At 73.4% G+C, this 21,384-nt stretch carries 13 protein-coding genes; 3 read left to right on the top strand and 10 right to left on the bottom strand.

All coding sequences use genetic code 11. From position 1 onward, the window contains the following. Positions 1-25: 25 nt before the first annotated feature. Positions 26-811 (bottom strand): class II aldolase/adducin family protein, encoded by a 786-nt coding sequence (locus tag ACLJTM_RS00255; RefSeq protein ID WP_411101303.1) that lies wholly within the window; start codon positions 809-811, stop codon positions 26-28. Between the two features lie 131 nt (positions 812-942). Then, positions 943-2,529, bottom strand: coding sequence for a glutamine-hydrolyzing GMP synthase (gene guaA, locus ACLJTM_RS00260; protein WP_411101304.1), 1,587 nt, complete (start codon positions 2,527-2,529; stop codon positions 943-945). Positions 2,530-2,835: 306 nt separating this feature from the next. Here guaA and ACLJTM_RS00265 point away from each other — a divergent pair, with 306 nt between their 5' ends. After that, positions 2,836-3,108, top strand: a complete 273-nt coding sequence (locus ACLJTM_RS00265; RefSeq protein WP_411101305.1) for a chorismate mutase — start codon at positions 2,836-2,838, stop codon at positions 3,106-3,108. Positions 3,109-3,590: 482 nt separating this feature from the next. Here ACLJTM_RS00265 and ACLJTM_RS00270 read toward each other — a convergent pair whose 3' ends face one another. The 6 genes from ACLJTM_RS00270 to ACLJTM_RS00295 form a co-directional block, all read right to left on the bottom strand. Continuing rightward, entirely contained in the window at positions 3,591-5,345 is a 1,755-nt protein-coding gene (locus ACLJTM_RS00270) for a GMC oxidoreductase (RefSeq protein ID WP_411102230.1), read from the bottom strand. 91 nt (positions 5,346-5,436) lie between these two features. Next, positions 5,437-7,068, bottom strand: a complete 1,632-nt coding sequence (locus ACLJTM_RS00275; protein WP_411101306.1) for a succinic semialdehyde dehydrogenase — start codon at positions 7,066-7,068, stop codon at positions 5,437-5,439. Positions 7,069-7,160: 92 nt separating this feature from the next. After that, the gene (locus tag ACLJTM_RS00280) at positions 7,161-8,810 is read right to left on the bottom strand and encodes a serine/threonine-protein kinase (protein WP_411101307.1); all 1,650 of its coding nucleotides are present in this window, start codon (positions 8,808-8,810) and stop codon (positions 7,161-7,163) included. 125 nt (positions 8,811-8,935) lie between these two features. Continuing rightward, positions 8,936-11,701 (bottom strand): serine/threonine protein kinase, encoded by a 2,766-nt coding sequence (locus ACLJTM_RS00285; RefSeq protein WP_411101308.1) that lies wholly within the window; start codon positions 11,699-11,701, stop codon positions 8,936-8,938. Positions 11,702-11,791: 90 nt separating this feature from the next. Then, entirely contained in the window at positions 11,792-14,473 is a 2,682-nt protein-coding gene (locus tag ACLJTM_RS00290; RefSeq protein WP_411101309.1) for a protein kinase domain-containing protein, read from the bottom strand. A 185-nt stretch (positions 14,474-14,658) separates the two neighbouring features. Continuing rightward, positions 14,659-16,365 (bottom strand): glycerol-3-phosphate dehydrogenase/oxidase, encoded by a 1,707-nt coding sequence (locus tag ACLJTM_RS00295; RefSeq protein ID WP_411101310.1) that lies wholly within the window; start codon positions 16,363-16,365, stop codon positions 14,659-14,661. A 257-nt stretch (positions 16,366-16,622) separates the two neighbouring features. Between ACLJTM_RS00295 and ACLJTM_RS00300 the strand changes: the two genes are divergently transcribed. Together ACLJTM_RS00300 and ACLJTM_RS00305 are read left to right on the top strand one after the other, a co-directional pair. After that, the gene (locus ACLJTM_RS00300; protein ID WP_411101311.1) at positions 16,623-17,852 is read left to right on the top strand and encodes a nucleotide sugar dehydrogenase; all 1,230 of its coding nucleotides are present in this window, start codon (positions 16,623-16,625) and stop codon (positions 17,850-17,852) included. A 115-nt stretch (positions 17,853-17,967) separates the two neighbouring features. Further along, positions 17,968-18,441 (top strand): hypothetical protein, encoded by a 474-nt coding sequence (locus ACLJTM_RS00305; protein WP_411101312.1) that lies wholly within the window; start codon positions 17,968-17,970, stop codon positions 18,439-18,441. A 77-nt stretch (positions 18,442-18,518) separates the two neighbouring features. Here ACLJTM_RS00305 and ACLJTM_RS00310 read toward each other — a convergent pair whose 3' ends face one another. Together ACLJTM_RS00310 and guaB are read right to left on the bottom strand one after the other, a co-directional pair. Beyond that, positions 18,519-19,643 carry a GuaB3 family IMP dehydrogenase-related protein gene (locus ACLJTM_RS00310; protein ID WP_411101313.1) on the bottom strand — a complete coding sequence of 375 codons (1,125 nt, stop codon included), beginning with the start codon at positions 19,641-19,643 and terminating at the stop codon, positions 18,519-18,521. 141 nt (positions 19,644-19,784) lie between these two features. Further along, positions 19,785-21,284, bottom strand: a complete 1,500-nt coding sequence (guaB, locus tag ACLJTM_RS00315) for an IMP dehydrogenase (RefSeq protein WP_411101314.1) — start codon at positions 21,282-21,284, stop codon at positions 19,785-19,787. Positions 21,285-21,384: the final 100 nt, after the last annotated feature.

The following is a 21,384-nucleotide window of genomic DNA, read 5'->3' on the forward strand; positions in this document are numbered from 1 at the left end:
GATGTCAGAGCAGGTGATTAACCGTTCATGATGTTGACGCCACCGGCGTGTCACCACTGTCGGCCTGCTCCTGGAGCAGGGGCCGGCAGCTCGCCCAGGCGGCGAGGTCGGACCCGAACCGCTCCCGGGTGGCGACCGCGGCGGGGTGGTCGATGAGCACCGGCTTGCCGGCGGCCCGCGCCAGCAGCTGCACCTGCGCGGCCCGTTCCGCCGCGAGGGACCACCACAGGGCGGCCTCCACCGAGGTGCCGACCGTCAGGACGCCGCGGTTGCGCAGCACCAGCGCCTTGTAGGGGCCGAGCGCCCGCCCGATCCGGTCGGGGTCCTCGGTCGCGGCGTACTCGTCGAGCAGCGCGTGGTCCCCGTAGAAGGCGCAGGCCTCCGCGCTGACGGGGGCCAGCAGTGCGCCGAGGGCGGCCAGGGCCCGGCCGTGGGGGCCCTGCGCGCGGACCACGGCCACCACCTCGGGGCGCCTGCGGTGGATCGCGGCGTGCACGGCGAAGGCGAGCTCGTTCACGCGGCGCTCCCCGCGGACCACCCGGCCGTCCCCGTCGACCAGGATCAGGTCCGCGGCGGTGAGGGAGCCGAAGGCCCGTCCGAAGGGGTGCGTCCAGTAGCAGTCCTCGAACTCGGGGTCCCGGGCGGTGGCCTGCCCGGCCACCCCGTCCTCGTGCCCGAGCCGCGCCAGCAGCCGCAGCGCCCGGGCGAGCACGTCCTTGCGGTGGGCGCGGGCCTCCTCGGCGGTGCCGTGCACGGGTGGCAGGTCGAAGCGGAGGCGCTCCACGGGGACGGGCGCGGGCTGGTCCGGCATGCGGTCCTCCTTCGGGTCGCGGCGCAAGGTACCGGCGCGGCCCTCAACTGGCCAGACACACGGCGAAGCCGCCGCCGGGCGGGCCGGGCGGCGGCTTCACGGGGTGCGGGCGCGGGCCCGTCAGGCGGGGACTACTCCCACTCGATGGTGCCCGGGGGCTTGCTGGTGCAGTCCAGGACCACGCGGTTCACGTCCGCCACCTCGTTGGTGATGCGGGTGGAGATCCGCGCGAGGACCTCGTACGGCATGCGCGTCCAGTCCGCGGTCATCGCGTCCTCGGAGGAGACGGGGCGCAGCACGATCGGGTGGCCGTAGGTGCGGCCGTCGCCCTGGACGCCGACGCTGCGGACGTCCGCGAGCAGGACCACCGGGCACTGCCAGATCTCACGGTCCAGGCCGGCCGCGGTCAGCTCGTGGCGGGCGATGGCATCGGCTTCACGCAGCAGGTCCAGGCGCTCCTTGGTGACCTCGCCGACGATGCGGATGCCCAGGCCGGGGCCGGGGAAGGGCTGGCGCTGGACGATCTCGTCCGGCAGGCCGAGCTCCTGGCCGACCATCCGGACCTCGTCCTTGAACAGCTGGCGCAGCGGTTCGACGAGCTCGAACTCGATGTCGTCGGGGAGCCCGCCCACGTTGTGGTGGGACTTGATGTTCGCGGTGCCGGTGCCGCCGCCGGACTCGACGACGTCCGGGTACAGGGTGCCCTGGACCAGGAAGGCCACCGCGGGGCCGTCCTCCTGGAGGATTTCCAGCTGGGCCTGCTCGAAGACGCGGATGAACTCACGGCCGATGATCTTGCGCTTGGCCTCCGGGTCGGAGACGCCGGCCAGCGCGTCCAGGAAGCGCTCCTGGGCGTCGACGACCTTCAGCTGGACACCGGTGGCGGCGACGAAGTCCTTCTCGACCTGCTCGGTCTCGCCCTTGCGCATCAGTCCGTGGTCCACGTACACGCAGGTCAGCTGGGAGCCGATGGCCTTCTGCACGAGGGCTGCGGCGACCGCGGAGTCCACGCCGCCGGAGAGGCCGCAGATGGCGCGCTTGTCGCCGACCTGCTCACGGATGGCCGCGACCTGCTCCTCGACGATGTTGCCGGTGGTCCAGGTCGGGGCGAGGCCCGCGCCGCGGTAGAGGAAGTGCTCCAGGATCTGCTGGCCGTGCGTGGAGTGCATCACCTCGGGGTGGTACTGCACGCCGTAGAGCTTCTTCTCGTCGTTCTCGAAGGCGGCGACGGGGACGACGTCGGTGGACGCCGTCACGCTGAAGCCCTCGGGAGCCGCGGAGCAGGCGTCGCCGTGGGACATCCACACCGACTGGTTGACGGGCGTGCCCTCGAACAGGGTCGAGCCGGCCTTGGAGACGGCCAGCGGGGTGCGGCCGTACTCGCGGGCGCCGGTGTTGTCGACCTGGCCGCCGAGGGTGACCGCCATCAGCTGGAAGCCGTAGCACATGCCGAAGACGGGGACGCCGGCCTCGAACAGGGAGCCGTCGAGCTGCGGAGCACCCTCCTCGTACACGGAGGACGGGCCGCCGGAGAGGATGATCGCCTTCGGGTTCCTGGCCAGCATCTCGGCGACGGGCATCGAGCTCGGCACGATCTCGCTGTAGACCCGGGCCTCGCGGACGCGGCGGGCGATGAGCTGGGCGTACTGGGCGCCGAAGTCGACGACGAGAACCGTGTCCGGGGCGCTGTCGTGGGCGGCGGAGGGTGCTTCTGGCACGGGGCGGCCTTCCGGCGGAAGAGGTGGCTGTTTTGTCAATTCTAACGGGGGACCTGCGGGCCTCTTCGTCTCACCATACGAACCGGCTTGGCCGCGAGCGGGGTGGAGGGCAATAATCCGTTCCGTGCGCAAGCAGCTGAGCTTCCTCTTTACCTATGGCACCGGTCGGTCCGGTCGCCATGGGTCCTCGTGATGCTCGCCTGAGCCACTGACTTCCCGGAGCGCCCCGGTCCGACAGGACCGGGGCGCTCCTGCGTTCCCGCCCTCCTGTCGGCACGAACCGCACGACCCACAGGAGCACAAGACATGACCGCGACCACCACCACGACCGTCACCGCCGAGCAGCTGATCGCCGACTCCCGGGTGCGCATCGACGCCCTCGACGACCGGATCATCGGGCTGATCCAGGAGCGGATGGCCGTCTCCACGGTCATCCAGGACGCCCGGATCTCCTCCGGGGGCCGGCGGGTGCACCTGTCCCGCGAGATGGAGGTGCTCTCACACTGGAGCGACGCCCTCGGCAAGCCGGGGACCTCCCTCGCGATGACCCTGCTGGAGCTGTGCCGGGGCCGCGTCTGACCGGGCGGCGCCGGCCGGCCCGGCGGCTGCGGCCGCCCGTTCGTCACCCGATCGGAGCGTGACCGCCCCCACCGGTCTTCGTTGGTGTGGGTGGCCGCGCCAGCCAGTCGCGGTCCGCAACACCACGCGTGGCTCCTCCGGAGCGATGAGACGCACGCCCCGTGGAGCGTGCGTCGTGGGACCTCGCTCCTCGTGTGACCGGACGGCAGGGGACAGCAGCCCGGTCATTCCTTCAAGGACGGCCGGCCCGGGGGACGCCCCGGGCCGGCCGTTCCCCGTGCCCCCGTCCCCTGCGCCGCCGTTTCCGCGCCACCCCCGCCCGGCCCCCGTGTGACCGACGCCACATTCCGGCCGACCTGGTTCCGGTACAACCATCCGACCGGATCACGTGTCACCACATGCACGCGGGAACTGCGCTCGGAGGGGGAGCGCAGTCCCCGCGCCCCAGGCGGCCGCGGGACCACTGCGCCGGCCCCGCCGCGTCAGTGCGCCTCCTGCTTCGGCGGCACCTCCGGAATACCCAGGAACGGCAGCCGCAGTGCGCCGAAGGCCTCCTTCGGGACCGCCGGGTGCGCGGGCTCCACCGCGGCGAGGCGGGCGTACGCCGCGCCCTGAGCGGGCCGCGGGTCCTGCTCGCCCTTGTTCGGCCAGTACGACATCGCCCGCTCGGCCTGCGCCGTGATCGTCAGCGACGGATTGACCCCGAGGTTGGCGGAGACGGCCGCGCCGTCGACCACCGAGATGCCCGGGTACCCGTAGAGCCGGTGGTACGGGTCCACCACCCCCTCCTGCGCCGACGCCCCGATGGGGCAGCCGCCGAGGAAGTGCGCGGTCAGCGGCGTGCCCATCAGCTCCCCGATGTTGGAGCCCGCGAAGCCGTTGATCTCCTCGGCCAGCAGGGTGGCGGCCTGCGTGGCCTCCGCGATCTGCACCGGGTTCGGGGCGCCGTGGCCCTGCCGGGCGGTGAGCAGCCCCTTGCCGATCCCGCCGGGCTTGCGGTAGGTCGTCAGGGAGTTGTCCAGCGACTGCATGACCAGGCCGATGATGGTCCGCTCCGACCACCGCCGGTTGGACAGCGAGCGCGCCAGCTGCAGCGGGTGGCGGGCGGTGCGGGCGAACCAGGCGCGCACCCGGTGCCGGGAGTACGGCACCTGCAGCACCGTCATGAACCCCATGGCGTTGGAGCCCTTGCCGTAGCGGACGGGCTCGATGTGGGTGTCGGCGTTGGGGTGGACGGAGGAGGTGATCGCGACGCCCCGGGTGAAGTCGGCCCGCTGCTCCCCGCCGTGCCGCCTGCGGTAGCGGCGGTCGTCGGTCTGCGCACCGACCAAGCCCTCGGAGTTGGTGCGGGTCAGATCGCCGAGCCGGTCCGACAGCTGCGGCAGCTCGCCCCGGTCCTTCATGGTGTGCAACAGGGTCTGCGTGCCGTACGTGCCCGCCGCGACCACCACGTACGGGGCGCGCAGCACCTTGGCCCGGCCCTTGCGGCGGCCGTCGGTGGGGACGGTGCGCACGCGGTAGCCGCCGTCGGGGTGCTCGGAGAGCGCGGTGACGGTGGTCATCGGGTGGATGACCGCCCCGGCCTGCTCGGCGAGGTGCAGGTAGTTCTCGTTCAGGGTGTTCTTCGCGCCGTGGCGGCAGCCGGTCATGCACTCGCCGCATTCGGTGCAGGCCTTGCGGGCGGGGCCGGCGCCGCCGAAGTAGGGGTCGGCGACCTCCTCGCCGGCCCGGACCCTGCGCTGCCCTTCGGCGTCCTCGCCGTCGCCGAAGAACACGCCGACCGGGGCCATGTGGAAGGAGTCCGCGACGCCCATCTTCTCCGCGGCGGCCTTGAGGTGGACGTCGGACGGGGTCAGGGTCGGGTTCAGCCGCACCCCGAGCATCCGCTTGGCCTGGTCGTAGTACGGGGCCAGTTCCGCACGCCAGTCGGTGATGGCCGCCCACTGCCGGTCCTCGAAGAAGGGGGCGGGCGGCACGTACAGGGTGTTCGCGTAGTTGAGGGAGCCCCCTCCGACCCCGGCGCCCGCGAGGACCATCACGTTGCCGAGCAGGTGGATGCGCTGGATCCCGTACAGCCCGAGGGCCGGGGCCCACAGGTAGTTGCGCAGGTCCCAGCTGTTCTTCGGCAGGGTCTCCCGGGTGAACCGGCGCCCTGCCTCCAGGACGCCGACCCGGTAGCCCTTCTCGGTGAGGCGCAGGGCCGACACCGAGCCGCCGAAGCCCGAACCGATGACGATGACGTCGTAGTCGTAGTCGTCACCGTGATCGCGGTCGCGGTCGCGGCCGGGGTCGTGTGCGTGGTCGTGGTCGTGCGACACGGGGGTGCCCCTAACGCAGTCGGAGTGCCTTCATGACCTTGAGGCTGCGGGTCATGAACGCCGCGTACTTCTCGTCGTCCATGCCGAGCGAGGGCGCCATCGGAAGCAGTCGCTGGTGGGCGACGGTCTGGGCCTCGGTGAACTTCAGGATGCCCTCGGAGCCGTGGCGGCGGCCGAGGCCGGAGTCCTTCATGCCGCCCATGGGCGCCCGGGCGCTGCCGTAGGCGGGGGCGTAGCCCTCGTTGATGTTGACGGTGCCGGTGCGCAGCCGGGCCGCCACGGCGTGCCCGCGGCGGGCGTCCGTGGTCCACACGCTGGAGTTCAGGCCGTAGGCGGTGGCGTTGGCCTGCGCGATCGCCTCGTCCTCGTCGGTGAACCGGTAGATCGAGACGACCGGGCCGAAGGTCTCCTCGCCGCACACCGCCATCGGGGCCTCGACCCCGTCGAGGATGGTGGGCTCGTAGAAGAGCGGGCCGATGTCGGGGCGGGCGGTGCCGCCTGCGACGAGGGTGGCTCCCTTGGCCACGGCCTCGTCCACGTGCCGCTGTACGGTCTCCAGCTGGCGTTCGCCGACCAGCGAGCCCATGTCGGCGCCGTAGGCCAGCGAGCTGCCCAGGCGCATGGCCTTGGTGCGGGCGGCGAAGCGCTCCACGAAGGCGTCGGCGACGGAGGCGTGGACGTAGAGCCGCTCGATGGAGATGCACAGCTGGCCGGCGGAGGAGAAGCAGGCCCGGACGGCCCCGGCCGCGGCCTTCTCGATGTCGGCGTCGTGCAGGACGAGCATGGCGTTCTTGCCGCCGAGTTCGAGGGAGACCCCGACGAGGCGGGCGGCGGCGCCCTGGGCGACCTCGCGGCCGGTGCGGGTGGAGCCGGTGAAGGAGACGTAGTCGGCGTGCCGGACGACCTCGGGGCCGATGACGGGACCCTCGCCGAGGACGATCTGGAAGACCTCGGCAGGCAGTCCGGCCTCGATGAGCACGTCGCGGGCCCACAGGGCGGTCAGCGCGGTCTCGGTGTCGGGCTTCATCACCACGGCGTTGCCCGAGACGAAGGCGGGCAGGGCGTCGCCGACCGACAGCTCCAGGGGGTAGTTCCAGGGGGCGATCTGGCCGACGACCCCGCGCGGCTGGCGCAGCTCGGTGACCTTGGTCAGGGTCGGCATGGCGCCCGTGTGCCCCTTGGGCCGCAGGTACGAGGGCGCCTTGCGGCCGTAGTGGCGGGCGGCTATGGCGACCGCCTGAACCTCTTCGTGGGCGTGCAGCCGGGCCTTGCCGGTCTCCAGCTGGATGAGGTCGAGGACCTCGGCCTGCCGCTCCAGGACCAGGTCGTGGAAGCGCAGCAGCACGGCCGCCCGTCGGCGTACGGGGACCGCCGCCCAGGCGGCCTGCGCGGCGCGGGCCCGGCCGAAGGCCTCGGCGACGTCCTCGGGGGTGGCCTCGGGCAGCTCCGCCAGCCGGTCCCCGGTGAAGGGCGTGTGGTTGGCGGTGCGGCCGGAGCCGGCCACTCCGCGGGTCAGCCGGGCGACCAGGTCCGGGGTCACCACGTCGGCGGCGGTCCGGGCGCCGGGCGGGGCCGGGGCGACCGGGTTGGTGGGCTGCGGTGCGGCGCGGAGGGGGGCGGCGGGGGCCTGCGAGTCCGTCATGGCGGTGAGCGTATTGCGCCCGCGAGCCTTTGGGTACCCGTGGGTAACCGGATTTTGCCATGTCCGCCAGCGATTGCTGGCAGGATTCCGGATCAGGGGGCCGGGGCGGGCGGCTCCCAGCCGCTGAGCACCACGTCGAACTGCTGCTCCGTCGTGGGCCAGTCGGCGACCGGGCTCGACATGTAGATCGCGTACTCGGTCTCGTCCGGGGCCACGTACATCTGCTCCTTGGCCCGGCGCGGCCCCGGGTGGTTCTGCTTCTCCGTCCAGGTGAAGTCCCAGAGCGCGGCCCGGGTGCTGTCGCGGAAGGTGTTCTGGTTCAGCCGCACCTTCCTGTAGTCGGTCCGCTTCGCCACCTGCTTCTCCAGGTCCAGCAGGTGCGCGTACGGGTCCTTGTAGTCCGGGCTGGGATCGGCGGCGATCCGGATGAAGTGCTTCCCGTCGTCCGGGGTGTAGTCGATCTGGTCGCCGTTCGCCTGCCGCGTCCAGCCGTTCGGGACGAAGAGGGTGAAGCCGGCCGGGTCGGTCACCTTCTTCCAGCCCTCCGGGACCTCCTTCGCCGGCGGCTTCGCGTCCTCGCCCGACTGGCCGCCGCCGGAGCTCACGCTCTGGTCCGTACGCCCGCCGCCCGTACCGTCCCCGCCGTCCCCGGTGTACTTCAGCACCCCGAACACACCGCCGCCGCCGATCAGCGCCGCCACCAGGGCGATGCCCGCAGCGCGCCGGAGCCGTCCGCCGCCCGGCTCCCCGTGGACGGGCGGGGCGGCCGGTACCGCAGGGGCCTGCTCCCGCAACGGGGCGGTCCCCGCGGCATCCCGGCCCGCAGGCTCGGGCCGGCGCTCGGGCTGCGCCCCGTACAGCTCGTCCTCGCTCACCGCACGCGTCGGGACGTACGCCTGCGCCGCCTTCGGCTCACGGCCCTCCATCGCCTCCAGCAGCATCCGCTCGGTCTCCGCCGCCGAGGGGCGCTCCGCCGGGTCCTTGCGCAGCAGGGCCGTGATGATCGGGCCGAGCGAGCCGGCCTGGCGCAGCGCCGGCGGCTCGTCGTTGACCACGGCCTGCAGGCTGGAGATGGGCGAGGTCCGGCGGAACGGGGACCGGGCCTCCACCGCCGTGTAGAGGGTGGCGCCCAGCGACCACAGGTCCGAGGACGGGTCCGGGGAGCCGCCGGTGACCCGCTCGGGCGCCAGGTAGTCGATGGAGCCGACGATCTCACCCGTACGCGTGATGGAGGAGTCGCCCTCGATCGCGGCGATCCCGAAGTCCGTCAGCAGCACCCGGCCGTCCTTGGCCAGCAGCACGTTGCCCGGCTTGACGTCACGGTGCAGGACGCCGACGGCGTGCGCGGCGCGCAGCGCGCCCAGCACGTGCAAGCCGATCCGGGCCGCCTCGCGCGGCTCGATCCGGCCCGCCGCCTTCGCCGCGTCCGCCAGCGAAGGACCGTCGATGTACTCCATGACGATCCACGGCCGGTCATCGTGTTCGAGGACGTCGTGGACGGTGACGACGGCCGGGTGCTGGATGCGGGCCGCGGCCCGCGCCTCCTTCTGCGTCCGGGCGTGCATGACCTCCCGGTCGGCCTGGGCGACGTACAGACCTGCCGTCAGCTCCTTGACAGCGACCGTCCTGTGCAGCAGCTCGTCGTGCGCCCGCCACACCCTGCCCATGCCGCCCCGGCCGATGGACTCGACGAGCCGGTACCGGCCCGCGAGCACGGCGCCCGCACCTGTCTGCTGTTCCACAAAACCCCGCCGCTCTCTGCACTTCGGGCCAGATTACGGAGCCCTTGGGCACTGCCGTAACCACGCGGGCGCGGCGAGACAGCACTGTGACGCAATTGCCGTACTGATCCTGCGTCAGCCGGCGGTCAGCCGCCCGCCCGGTAACTGGCCGTGGCCTTCTCGAAGACCTCGGTCACCTTCGACTCCTCGTCCTGCGGCCCGGTCACGATGACGACGTGGTAGCTGCCGCCGAGCGCCACGACGAAGTTGCGGGCCACGACGCTGCGCCCGGTCCCGTCGATCCAGGTGTACTTGCCGGTGGCCCGGAGCTGCTGGCCGACCTTCGTGCTCTTGACCTCGCTGACGGTGGACCAGGTGGACGTCCGGTACGGCGTCAGCTCCTGCTCCTTGTCCTTCTGGTAGGCCGCCGGGTCCGGATTGCCCGCGACCTTGTCGCGGCCCGGCACCACGGTCAGCACGAACTGTCCGTCCGTGTACCGCACCTGACCGGCCTCGTTGATGCCGCGCCGCTCCCAGCCGTCGGGCACGGCCACCTCGAAGTGCTCCGGGTCCTGCTGGTTGCCGTAGCCGGCCGGGGCGGAGACCGCCGGGCCGGCCGGTGGCGTGGTCGTCTGCGGCGCCGGCTTCGACTCGGGCGTGCCGCTGGGAGTCGCGCCGCCCGCGCCGGACGCGGACGCGGAGGGCGAACTCTTCGGCGAGGGCGTGGCGGCCGCACCGTCCGACCCCCCGGACGGCGAGCGGGGCATGAACAGCATCGCGTACGCCACCGCCCCCGCCAGCAGGACGAGGATGCCGACGAGCAGGGTCACCCCGAGGGAGCGGGGCTTGCGGGGGGCCGCCGGATTGCGGTGGCGCCCGTGCAGCTCGCCGCGCCGGCGGACGACGGGCAGCCGCGCCGGGTCCGGCTCCGGCATCGGCAGCGCCGCGAACCCGGTGTCCGGTTCGGGGGCGGAGCGCACGAGCGAGCGCAGCCAGCCCCGCAGCTCCTCGAAGTCGGGCCGCTCCGTGGGGTCCTGGCGCAGCAGCGACTCCACGACCGGGCGCAGCGCACCGCACTCCTCGGCGAAGGCGGGGGGCTCGGAGCAGACCAGCTCGACCAGTTCGGCGACGCTGTCCTCCGGGTAGGGGGCGTGCCCCTGCACGGCGCGGTACAGCAGCGCGCCGAGCGCCCACAGGTCGGTGGCGGGCCCCACCGGGGCGGCCAGCTGCCAGGGTCCCGCGACGGAGCGGGCCTGCTCGGGGGCCCACCGCTCGGTGACGGCTCCGACGACGGCCATCCGGGTCTGGCGGGCGCGCTCGGCGTCGAGGCCGGTGCGGGGGCCGCCGCCCCAGCCCGCGTCGAAGGGCTGCCCGCCGGGCCGCGGCGCAGGCCGGTCGAACGGCTCCGCGGCGCGTTCCCCGGCCGGTGTTCCGGCTGCCCCGGCCGCCTCGGCCTGCCGGTAGCCCTGGGGCAGGGCGAGCTGCGCGGGCAGCCCGGGCCACGCCCCGGAGCGGGGCTCCGGCTGTGCGGCGGCGGACGCCGGTGCGGGCGGCGCGGCCTGCTCCGCGTGCTGCGGCCCGCCCGCCGGGGCCGGCGCCCGGTGCGGGGGCTGCGCCGGGGGCAGGGCCCGGCCAGGGGCTCCGTCCGGCTGCGCTTCCTGCGGCGGGCCGGACTGCCGGGCGGGCGGCAGGGCCTGCCGCGGGGTCGCGCCGTGCCAGGAGGCGCCGGATTCCGGCCGGGGACCGCCGTACGGGTACGCGTACCCCTGCGGGAGCGTCGACCCCTGCGGCCGCGGCTCCGGCACGGGAGCCGCCCCGGCCCGCCGCTCCTCGGAGACCCGGGCAGCCGCGGCCCGCGCGCCCGCGCGGTAGGCGGCGACGGCTCCGGCCCGCGCGGCGGCGTCGAGGTCGAGCGGTCCCCCGGGAGGCACTCCGGGCCGCGCACCGGGCAGCTCGGGCCGCGCACCGGGGAGCTCGGGCCGGGCCGCCTCGGTGTGGTCGGGCCGGGGCGCCTCGGTGTGGTCGGGCCGGGGCGCGGGCCGGTCGGGCGTGATGTGGTCGCGGTAGCGCGGCCCGGTGTCGTACCCGGGGGCCACCAGCGGCGCATCGGCAGGCCCCGGCACGCTCCGCGGCCGCGGCGCCTGCTCCGGCGGGCCGGAGAGCTGCCGGGGCGCGGGCCCGCCGTCGCCCGGGTGGGCCGGACGGGCCAGGTGGGGCTCATGGCCGGATGTGGGGGGCGCGTACGGCGGCTGCTGACCCGGTGCGTACCCCCGTGCGCCGGGGTCGGCACCCGGATCGGGGCCGTCCCAGCCGCCGGCGCCGTCCTCGGCCGGGTCCGGCCGGGGCACGGGGTCGTACCCGCACAGCGCGTCCTCCGCGGCTCCCGCCGCCAGGCCGGTCAGGACGACCCGGCCGTCGTCGCAGACGAGCACCGTCCGGACGGTGATGTTCCGGTGCGTCCAGCCGTGCGCGTGCAGCACCCGGAGCGCGGTCAGCACGTCCGAGGCCACTTCTGCCGCCCGGTAGGGGGTCAGGAGCTCATCGGCGATCAGGGCGGCCAGCGGCCGGGAGGGGACGAGTTCGCTCACGATCCACAGCGACCCGCCCTCGGCGAACACGTCGAAGACCTGGTCCAGCCGGGGGTGGTCCGGTACCGCGGCCGCCGCCTGGGCCGCCTCGATGGCCCGCCGCACGGCCGGCAGGTCGGCCGGGGAGCGGCGCCCGGCGGCCGGGGCCCGGTGCCCGTCGAGCATCTCGGCATCGACGACCTCGGGCAACGGCACCTGCCGCACCAGGACTTCCTGGCCGCTGCGCGTGTCGAAGGCGCGGGTCTCGACCGGTTCGTACTCGTCCGCCGGCGGCAGGGGCAGCCGGTAGCGGTCGGCGAGGATCCGGCCCGCGTACTCCTCCACATCGCCTCCCCCGAGTGCGTCGGGTCCCCGTGGCCCCGCTGACACGATACGTCGCCGGGGCCGCCCGCGTCCCGGGCCTGACAAGGCTCGTCAGCCCAGCACTTGGAAGGTCTCGAACGCGGTGGTGCGCATCTGCGTGCACTCCGGTCCGTCCCACTGGTCGGCCGGGCAGCTGATCATGATGGCGTAGCCGTGCGTGGCGTCCACCTTGAAGCCGCGGTTGAGGACCCGGACCTTGATGCCCTGCTGCTCGCGCTCGAACTGCCAGTCCGCGACGGTCGGGTAACCCCGGTACTCCACCGCGTCGATGCCGAGGAGGTGGTAGCCGCTGCTGCTGCGCCCCACGGCCGGGGCCGACTTCAGCCAGGCGACCTTCGCGTCGTCACCGGGGCCGTTGGTGTAGTCGACCTGGATGCGCGGGAAGCCGCCGTCGCGGCTGTATATCCCGCCGGAGTTCTCGCCCGCGGTGGCGGTCTTCTTGAAGCCCTCCGGCATCACCATCGAGAAGTGGAACCCGGGGTCGGTCACCTTGGCGTAGCCCGCCGGGAGCGCGCCGGGCCCGGAGCCCTGCCCCTGACCGCCGCCCGGGCTCTGCTGGCCCTGGCCGGGCTGGCTGTCCGTCCCTCCGGTGCCGCCGTCGCCCTTGCCCTGATCGGTTCCGTTGCCGCCGTTGTTGTTGCTGCCGTTGGCGTTCGGGTCGGCGGGCTTCGGGGACTGGCCGGAGCCGCCTGCCTTGCCCGCGTTCGCGGCGCCCGATGCGGCGGGGGTGGGCTGGGCGCCCTTGCCCTCGTTGGTGCCGTCCTTGTCGTCGCCGCCGACCGCGTAGGCGATGAGCGAACCGATCACGGCCAGCACCACGACGACGCCGGCGATCGCGAGCAGGATGGTGCGGCGCTGCATGACGTCGGTCAGCGGGGCCGCGACCGGGGCCGGCCGGGACGGGGCGGGCGGTTCGGCGGCCGAGACCGCCGGCGCGGCCGCCGCCTTGCGGGCCGCCTTCAGTGCGGCGCGGGCCCGTTCGCGCTGCTCGCGCTCGCGCCGCTCGCGTTCCTTCTTCTCCGCCTTCTCGGCGGCCTTCTCCACGGCAACCTTCTCGGCCGCCTCCTTGGCGTCCGCCAGGGAGATCTGCCGGGTCTCCTCGGCGGGGACCGGTATGGACTCCGCCGTCGGCTCGGGTGCGTTGAGCACGGCCGTCAGCATCGTCCGCGCCCGGGCGTCGTCGAGGCGCTGGGCCGGGTCCTTGGCCAGCAGGCCGTAGATGACGTCGGTCAGCGGTCCGGCGTTCTTGGGCGGTTCCACCGGCTCGGTCATCACCGCGGTGAGGGTGGCCAGGGCCGATCCCTTGTCGTACGGGGGCGTGCCCTCGACGGAGGCGTACAGGAGACCGCCCAGCGACCACATGTCCGCGGGCGGGCCGGGCTTGTGGCCGCGGGCCCGCTCGGGGGAGATGTAGGAGGGGGCGCCGACGAGCATGCCGGTGGAGGTGACGGAGGGGTCGCCCTCCACCTGGGCGATGCCGAAGTCGGTGAGGACGACCCGGCCGTTGCCCGCGATGAGCACGTTGGACGGCTTCACGTCGCGGTGCAGGATGCCCTGCCCGTGCGCGGCGCGCAGCACGTCGAGCACCGCGAGGCCGACTTCGGCGGCGCGGCGCGGGGTGAGGGGGCCGTTCTCCCGGATGAACTCGGCGAGGGACGAGCCCTCGATGAGCTCCATGACGATCCAGGGACGGGCGTCCTCGTCGACGACGTCGTAGACCGTGACCGCGCCGCCGCTGCGGATCCGGGCGATCGCCTTGGCCTCGCGCAGGGTGCGGGTGATGAGCCGGCGCTTCTCGTCCTCGTCGACGCCGGTGCTGAAGCGGAGTTCCTTGACGGCGACGGTGCGGCCGAGGATCTCGTCCTCGGCGCGCCATACGGTGCCCATGCCGCCCTTGCCGAGGATGGAGCCGAGCCGGTACCGGCCGGCCAGCAGGCGGCCCTTGTCCTGGCCGTTCGCGGCGTCCTTGGCGGCTTCGGCCTGTCCGCTGCCCGCCGCCTTGGCGGCCTCGGCCCGGGCCTTGACCTCGGCGGCCACGGCGTCGGCCTTGTCGGCGATGGGGTTGCCGCCCTTGACGACGGACGGCCCGTCACCCCGGCCCGGCGCCACGGCAGACACGCCCGCGCCCCCCTCCGGCCCGGCAGCCACGACCTGAGCCGCCCCCGCCGCGGCGGCCTCCGGCCCGGTCGGCTTGGACGCGGCCGGCTCCGGCGCGGTCGGCTCCGGCGCGGCGGGTTTCGGCTCGGCGGCCTTCGACGCGGCGGGCTTTGTGAGGCCGGGCTTCGACGCGGCGGGCTTCGACCCGGCGGGCTCCGGCTCGGCGTGCTTTGTGAGGCCGGGCTTCGACGCGGCGGGCTCCGGCTCGGCGGGCTTCGACGCGGCCCGCTCCGGATCGGCGGGCTCCGGCGCGGCGGGCTTCGTGAGGCCGGGCTTTTTCGTGCTCGGCTTCGCGGGGGCCTCGGGGGCCTCCGCGTCCGCGTCCTCGGCCCGCGGCTTCGCGTCCTCGGCCCCGGACCGCGGCTTCGCGTCCTCGGCCCCGGACCGCGGCTTCGCGCCCCCGGCCCCGGACCGCGGCTTCGCGCCCCCGGCCCCGGCCCCGGGCCGCGGCTTCGCGTCCTCCGGGTCCGCGGGGGACGCGGGCCCGGCCTGGTCCCCGGTCGGCTGCGCAGCAACCGGCTCGGCCGGACCGGCCTGCTCCGGCCCCGGCGACTCGGTGTGCTCCGGCTTCGACATGCGTCCCCTCTGCGATCGTGCCGCCTGCTCCGGCGTCCCCGGCCGTCCCGGCAGCCGCCGGGGCTCCCGGTGACCCGCGCCGGCGGATTCCGTCGGGTAACCCGCCCCGGCAGAACCCTCATTGTTCCTCACTACGCAACGGACGGAAGCCCCGGGTCCGCGGTTCCCCCTTCCGGATCCCGGAGTTACAACGGAACGATGTCGGGCGCGCCGAGCCGTGCGGCGTCCGCCGTCTGGTCGTCCGGCTGGCGCTGCGATTCCCGTTCGGCCTGGACCCTCTTTTCGTAGTGCTCCACTTCCTTCTCGATCTGCGCCTTGTCCCAGCCCAGTACCGGGGCCATCAGCTCGGCGCACTCCCGCGCCGAACGCGTCCCGCGGTCGAAGGTCTCGATCGAGATCCGCGTCCGCCGGGTCAGCACGTCGTCGAGGTGCCGCGCGCCCTCGTGCGAGGCCGCGTACACGACTTCCGCCCGGAGGTAGTCCTCCGCCCCGGCCAGCGGCCGCCCCAGTCCGGGATCGGCGGCGATCAGGTCGAGCAGCTCCTCGGAGAGCGAGCCGTACCGGTTCAACAGGTGTTCCACCCGGGCCACGTGAATCCCCGTCCGGTCCGCGATCCTCGCCCGGGCGTTCCACAGGGCCCGGTACCCCTCCGCCCCGACCAGCGGCACGTCCTCCGTCACGCAGTCCGCGACCCGCTGGTCCAGTCCGTGCACCGCCTCGTCGACGGCGTCCTTCGCCATCACCCGGTAGGTCGTGTACTTGCCGCCCGCGACCACCACGAGACCGGGGACGGGGTGCGCCACCGTGTGCTCGCGCGACAGCTTGCTGGTGGCATCCGACTCCCCCGCCAGCAGGGGCCGCAGGCCCGCGTACACGCCCTGGACGTCGTCGCGCGTGAGCGGTACGGCCAGGACCGAGTTCACGTGCTCCAGGACGTAGTCGATGTCGGCGCTCGACGCGGCCGGGTGCGCCTTGTCGAGGTCCCAGTCGGTGTCGGTGGTGCCCACGATCCAGTGCCGTCCCCAGGGGATGACGAACAGCACCGACTTCTCGGTCCGCAGGATCAGCCCGGAACTCGAATGGATCCGGTCCTTGGGCACGACCAGGTGGATGCCCTTGGACGCCCGTACGTGGAACTGGCCGCGCTCCCCGATCAGCGCCTGGGTGTCGTCGGTCCACACCCCGGTGGCGTTCACGACCTGCTTGGCGCGGATCTCGTACTCGCCGCCGCCCTCGACGTCCTGCACGCGCGCGCCGACCACCCGTTCGCCCTCGCGCAGGAAGCCGACCACCCTCGCCCGGTTGGCGCACTGCGCGCCGTACGCCGCGGCCGTCCGGATCAGCGTGGCCACGAACCGCGCGTCGTCCATCTGGGCGTCGTAGTACTGCAGGGCGCCCACCAGCGCGTCCTTGCGCAGGGCCGGGGCCACCTGCAGGGCGCGCCTGCGCGACAGGTGCCGGTGCACGGGCAGCCCGCGGCCGTGGCCGCTGGAGACCGACATCGCGTCGTACAGGGCGACGCCCGATCCCGCGTACAGCCGCTCCCAGCCCTTGTGCTGCAGGGGGTACAGGAACGGCACCGGCTTCACGAGGTGCGGGGCGAGGCGCTCCAGCAGCAGCCCGCGTTCCTTGAGGGCCTCGCGCACCAGGGTGAAGTCGAGCATCTCCAGGTAGCGCAGTCCGCCGTGGATGAGCTTGCTGGAGCGGCTGGAGGTGCCCGAGGCCCAGTCCCGCGCCTCCACCAGCCCGGTCGCGAGGCCCCTGGTCGCGGCGTCCAGCGCCGTGCCGGCGCCGACCACTCCGGCGCCCACGACGAGTACGTCCAGTTCCCGCTCGGCCATCCGGGCGAGGGCCTCGGCGCGCTGCGCCGGTCCGAGTGTCGCTGTCCTCACGGCTGCCTCCCGTTGGTGCGGGTGTTCCCCGCGTGGTGCGGGCGATCCCGCTCGCATGCCCCGCTGTCCCGATTCTGACCGTCCGCATCCACATCAGCCACCGCCTGTGGACAACACAACGGCGACCACCACCCCAGAATGCGACATATCTGTCATATATACGCCTAGTCTGACATTGCGCCAGCTCCCCGGGGGTCACCCTGTCCACAGGACTTGCGCGCGCACCCCCGTCGTGTCAGGGAAGGGACGGCACCCCCATGCCCGCAGACCTCGCCGTCATCGGACTCGGCCATCTCGGCCTCCCCCTCGCCCAGGCGGCCGTCGCCGCCGGGATCGAGACGGTCGGCTACGACAGCGGTCCGGTCACGGACTCCACCCTCACCGCCGCCGAGATCCGCCGCATGTCGGCGGCCGGCTTCCGGGTCACCACCAACCCCGCCGAACTCGGCCGGGTCCGCACCGCCGTCATCTGCGCCCCCACCCAGCTCGGCGCCGACCGCGCGCTCGACCTGTCCGCCGTCGGGGAGGCCGGCCGCGCCCTCGCCGCGCGGCTGCGCCCGCACACCACCGTGATCCTCGAATCGGCCGTCCACCCGGGCGTCACCGAGGACTACCTGCGCCCGATCCTCGAAGCGGGCTCCGGACTCCGGGCCGGCCGGGACTTCCACCTCGCCTACTCCCCCAGCCGCCTCGACCCCGGCAACCGGACCCACGGCATCTCCAACACCCCGAAGGTGATCGGCGGCCTCACCCCCGCCTGCACCGAGTCGGCGCACGCCTTCTACGCCCGCCTCGCCGAGAAGGTGGTGCGCGCCCGCGGCCTGCGCGAGGCCGAGACCGTCCAGCTCCTGGAGACCAACTACCGGCACGTGAACATCGCCCTCATGAACGAGATGGCGGTGCTCTGCCACGACCTCGGGGTCGACCTCTGGGACGTGATCCGCTGCGCGGAGACCAAGCCGTACGGGTTCCAGGCCTTCCGCCCCGGCCCCGGAGTCGGCGGCCACGGCGTACCCCTGGACCCGAACTACCTCCCCCACACCACGCGCACCCCGGGCCATCCCCTGCGCATGGTCGGACTGGCGCAGGAGATCAACAACCGGATGCCGCAGTACGTCATCCAGCGCTCCGCCACCCTGCTGAACGAGCACGGAAAGTCGGCCCGCGGGGCCCGGGTCCTGCTGCTGGGGGTCACGTACAAGCCCGACCTCGCCGACCAGGAGGGCTCCCCGGCGAGCGAGATCGCCAGCCGGCTGATCGACCTGGGGGCGCTCATCAGCTACCACGACCCGTACATCGCGGGCTGGCGCGTCCGGGACCAGCCGGTGCCCCGTGCCGAATCGTTGTACGAGGCCGCCGCGAACGCCGACCTGACGATCCTGCTCCAGCACCACCGCACCTACGACCTGCAGGGTCTGGCCGTGAAGGCGCAACTGCTGCTGGACACCCGCGGCGCCAGCCCGGTCGGAGCGGCCCACCGGCTCTGAGCGCCGGGTATCCCCCTCACGGATGTCGCAGCGGCCTGCTAGCCTGCGGCGTCACTTATCTCGCACTTATGTCTGACGGACACCCGTGCGCCCGAATCCCTGGGGGGGATTTCCCATGGCTCAGAACTTCCAGCCGCCCGCGCCCGACTCCTACACCGCAGCCCCGGTCCAGGCGCCGGCCCCGGCCCGCACGGGCAACATCGGCCTCGGCGTCCTCGCCGCCGTCGTGGCGGCCGTCGTCACCGGCGCCGTCTACGGCGCGATCATCGGCGCCAGCGGCTACCAGATCGGCTACGCCGCGGTCGCCGTCGGCGCGCTCGTCGGCCTCGCGGCCGGCAAGGTGGGCGGCTCCAACCCGCTGCTGCCGCTGCTCAGCGTCGTGCTGTCCCTGGCGGCCGTCTTCGGCGGCCAGATCTTCGGCATGGCCTGGCTCCTCGCGGACGAGTTCGGCACGACCGTCCCGGACATCCTGAGCGTCGGCTTCGACAAGCTCTTCGAGGCCTGGAAGGAAGTGTCCTCCCCGATGACCTACCTCTTCCTCGCCATCGGCGGTTACACGGCCTTCCAGACCGCCCGCAAGAGCGCCTGACACCCGCCGCCCGCACGCCGGAGGGCCGGCACCCCCCTCGGGGTGCCGGCCCTCCGGCGTACCTGCGTACGGGTGGATCAGCGGCTGTGCTGCGAGTCCGCGACCGTGACCTCGACCCGCTGGAACTCCTTGAGCTCGCTGTAGCCGGTGGTGGCCATCGAACGGCGCAGCGCCCCGAAGATGTTCATCGAACCGTCCGGGCTGATCGACGGACCGGTGAGGATCTCCTCGGTGGTGCCGACCGTGCCCAGGTCGACCTTCTTGCCGCGCGGCACGTCCTCGTGGACGGCCTCCATGCCCCAGTGGTTGCCCTTGCCGGGCGCGTCCGTGGCGCGGGCCAGCGGGGAGCCCATCATGACGGCGTCCGCACCGCAGGCGACGGCCTTCGGGATGTCGCCCGACCAGCCCACGCCGCCGTCGGCGATGACGTGCACGTAGCGGCCGCCGGACTCGTCCATGTAGTCGCGGCGGGCCGCGGCCACGTCCGCCACGGCGGTCGCCATGGGGACCTGGATGCCGAGCACGTTGCGCGTGGTGTGCGCGGCGCCGCCGCCGAAGCCGACCAGGACGCCCGCGGCGCCGGTGCGCATCAGGTGCAGGGCCGCGGTGTACGTGGCGCAGCCGCCCACGATGACCGGGACGTCGAGCTCGTAGATGAACTGCTTCAGGTTCAGCGGTTCGGCGGCGCCCGAGACGTGCTCGGCCGACACGGTGGTCCCGCGGATGACGAAGATGTCCACACCCGCGTCGACGACGGCCTTGGAGAACTCGGCGGTGCGCTGCGGGGAGAGCGCGGCGGCGGTGACGACGCCCGAGTCGCGCACCTCCTTGATGCGCCGGCGGATCAGGTCCGCCTGGATGGGCGCGGAGTAGATCTCCTGGAGGCGGCGGGTGGCCGACTCCTCGTCCAGCTCCGCGATCTCGTCCAGCAGCGGCTGCGGGTCCTCGTACCGGGTCCACAGGCCTTCGAGGTTCAGCACACCGAGGCCGCCCAGCTCGCCGATGCGGATCGCGGTCTGCGGGGAGACGACCGAGTCCATGGGGGCGGCCAGGAAGGGGAGCTCGAAGCGGTACGCATCGATCTGCCAGGCGATCGAGACCTCCTTCGGGTCCCGGGTACGCCGGCTCGGGACGATGGCGATGTCGTCGAACGCATACGCCCTGCGGCCGCGCTTGCCGCGCCCGATCTCGATCTCAGTCACGTGTGGTGGCCTTTCCTCTGGGTCTGCCCGTCCAGTATCCCCGAACGCCGGAGAGTCGCGTTCCCCTGACCGCTGTACGGACGGGGCGGGACGCAGGAGGGGCGGCCCCGGTCCTCCGGGGCCGCCCCTCTCGTACGGCTGTTACCCCTTGCGGGAGTAGTTCGGTGCCTCCACCGTCATCTGGATGTCGTGCGGGTGGCTCTCCTTGAGGCCCGCCGAGGTGATCCGGACGAATCGGCCCCGGTCCTGCAGCTCGGGGACGGTGCGGCCGCCGACGTAGAACATCGACTGGCGCAGGCCGCCGACGAGCTGGTGCACGACCGCGGAGAGCGGGCCCCGGTAGGGCACCTGCCCCTCGATGCCCTCGGGGATGAGCTTGTCGTCGCCGCCGACGCCCTCCTGGAAGTAGCGGTCCTTGGAGAAGGAGCGCTGGTCGCCACGGGACTGCATCGCGCCGAGCGAACCCATGCCGCGGTAGGACTTGAACTGCTTGCCGTTGATGAAGAGCAGCTCGCCCGGGGACTCCTCGCAGCCCGCCAGCAGCGAACCGAGCATCACCGTGTCGGCTCCCGCGACCAGGGCCTTGGCGATGTCGCCGGAGTACTGCAGGCCGCCGTCGCCGATGACCGGGACACCGGCCGCCTTGGCGGCCAGGGCGGCCTCGTAGATCGCGGTGACCTGCGGGACGCCGATGCCGGCGACGACGCGGGTGGTACAGATCGAGCCGGGGCCCACGCCGACCTTGATGCCGTCGCAGCCGGCGTCGATGAGCGCCTGGGCGCCGTCGCGGGTGGCGACGTTGCCGCCGATGACGTCGACGGCGGAGTTCGACTTGATCTTGGCGACCATGTCGCCGACCAGCCGGGAGTGGCCGTGGGCGGTGTCGACGACGATGAAGTCGGCGCCGGCCTCGATCAGCGCCTGGGCGCGCTCGTAGGCGTCGCCGGCGACACCGACGGCGGCGCCGACCAGCAGCCGTCCGTCCTTGTCCTTCGCGGCGTTCGGGTACTTCTCCGCCTTGACGAAGTCCTTGACCGTGATGAGGCCCTTGAGGGTGCCCGCGTCGTCGACCAGCGGAAGCTTCTCGATCTTGTGGCGGCGCAGCAGCTCCATGGCGTCCACGCCGGAGATGCCGACCTTGCCCGTGACCAGCGGCATCGGGGTCATGACCTCGCGCACCTGGCGGCTGCGGTCCGACTCGAAGGCCATGTCGCGGTTGGTGACGATGCCCAGCAGCTTGCCCGCCGCGTCCGTGACCGGGACGCCGGAGATGCGGAACTTCGCGCAGAGCTGGTCGGCCTCACCGAGGGTCGCGTCCGGGTGCACCGTGATCGGGTCGGTGACCATGCCGGACTCGGAGCGCTTGACCAGGTCCACCTGGTTGGCCTGGTCGGCGATGGAGAGGTTGCGGTGCAGGACGCCGACGCCGCCCTGGCGGGCCATCGCGATGGCCATGCGGGCCTCGGTGACCTTGTCCATGGCGGCGGACAGCAGCGGCACATTGACGCGGACGTTCCGCGAGATGAGGGAGGAGGTGTCGATCGCGTCCGGGGACATGTCCGACGCGCCCGGCAGCAGCAGCACGTCGTCGTAGGTCAGTCCGAGCGTGGCGAATTTGTCGGGCACTCCGTCGGCAGTCATGACACCTTCCCAAATGGTCTTGCTCAGCGCGGATGTCCATGCTAACGGGATCCCGAGGCGTCTCATTCCACGACCAAGACCAGGCGGAAGTTTCGTGGAT

The organism is Streptomyces sp. cmx-4-9 (assembly GCF_046548835.1).
In the GTDB taxonomy this organism is placed as follows: domain Bacteria; phylum Actinomycetota; class Actinomycetes; order Streptomycetales; family Streptomycetaceae; genus Streptomyces.

What these genes read in the sequence shown, in the direction of transcription:
- ACLJTM_RS00255 (WP_411101303.1), bottom strand. Translation starts at nt 811, where the DNA reads ATGCCGGACCAGCCCGCGCCCGTCCCCGTGGAGCGCCTCCGCTTCGAC.
- ACLJTM_RS00275 (WP_411101306.1), bottom strand. Translation starts at nt 7,068, where the DNA reads ATGACGGACTCGCAGGCCCCCGCCGCCCCCCTCCGCGCCGCACCGCAG.
- guaB (WP_411101314.1), bottom strand. Translation starts at nt 21,284, where the DNA reads ATGACTGCCGACGGAGTGCCCGACAAATTCGCCACGCTCGGACTGACC.
- ACLJTM_RS00300 (WP_411101311.1), top strand. Translation starts at nt 16,623, where the DNA reads ATGCCCGCAGACCTCGCCGTCATCGGACTCGGCCATCTCGGCCTCCCC.
- ACLJTM_RS00305 (WP_411101312.1), top strand. Translation starts at nt 17,968, where the DNA reads ATGGCTCAGAACTTCCAGCCGCCCGCGCCCGACTCCTACACCGCAGCC.
- ACLJTM_RS00290 (WP_411101309.1), bottom strand. Translation starts at nt 14,473, where the DNA reads ATGTCGAAGCCGGAGCACACCGAGTCGCCGGGGCCGGAGCAGGCCGGT.
- ACLJTM_RS00265 (WP_411101305.1), top strand. Translation starts at nt 2,836, where the DNA reads ATGACCGCGACCACCACCACGACCGTCACCGCCGAGCAGCTGATCGCC.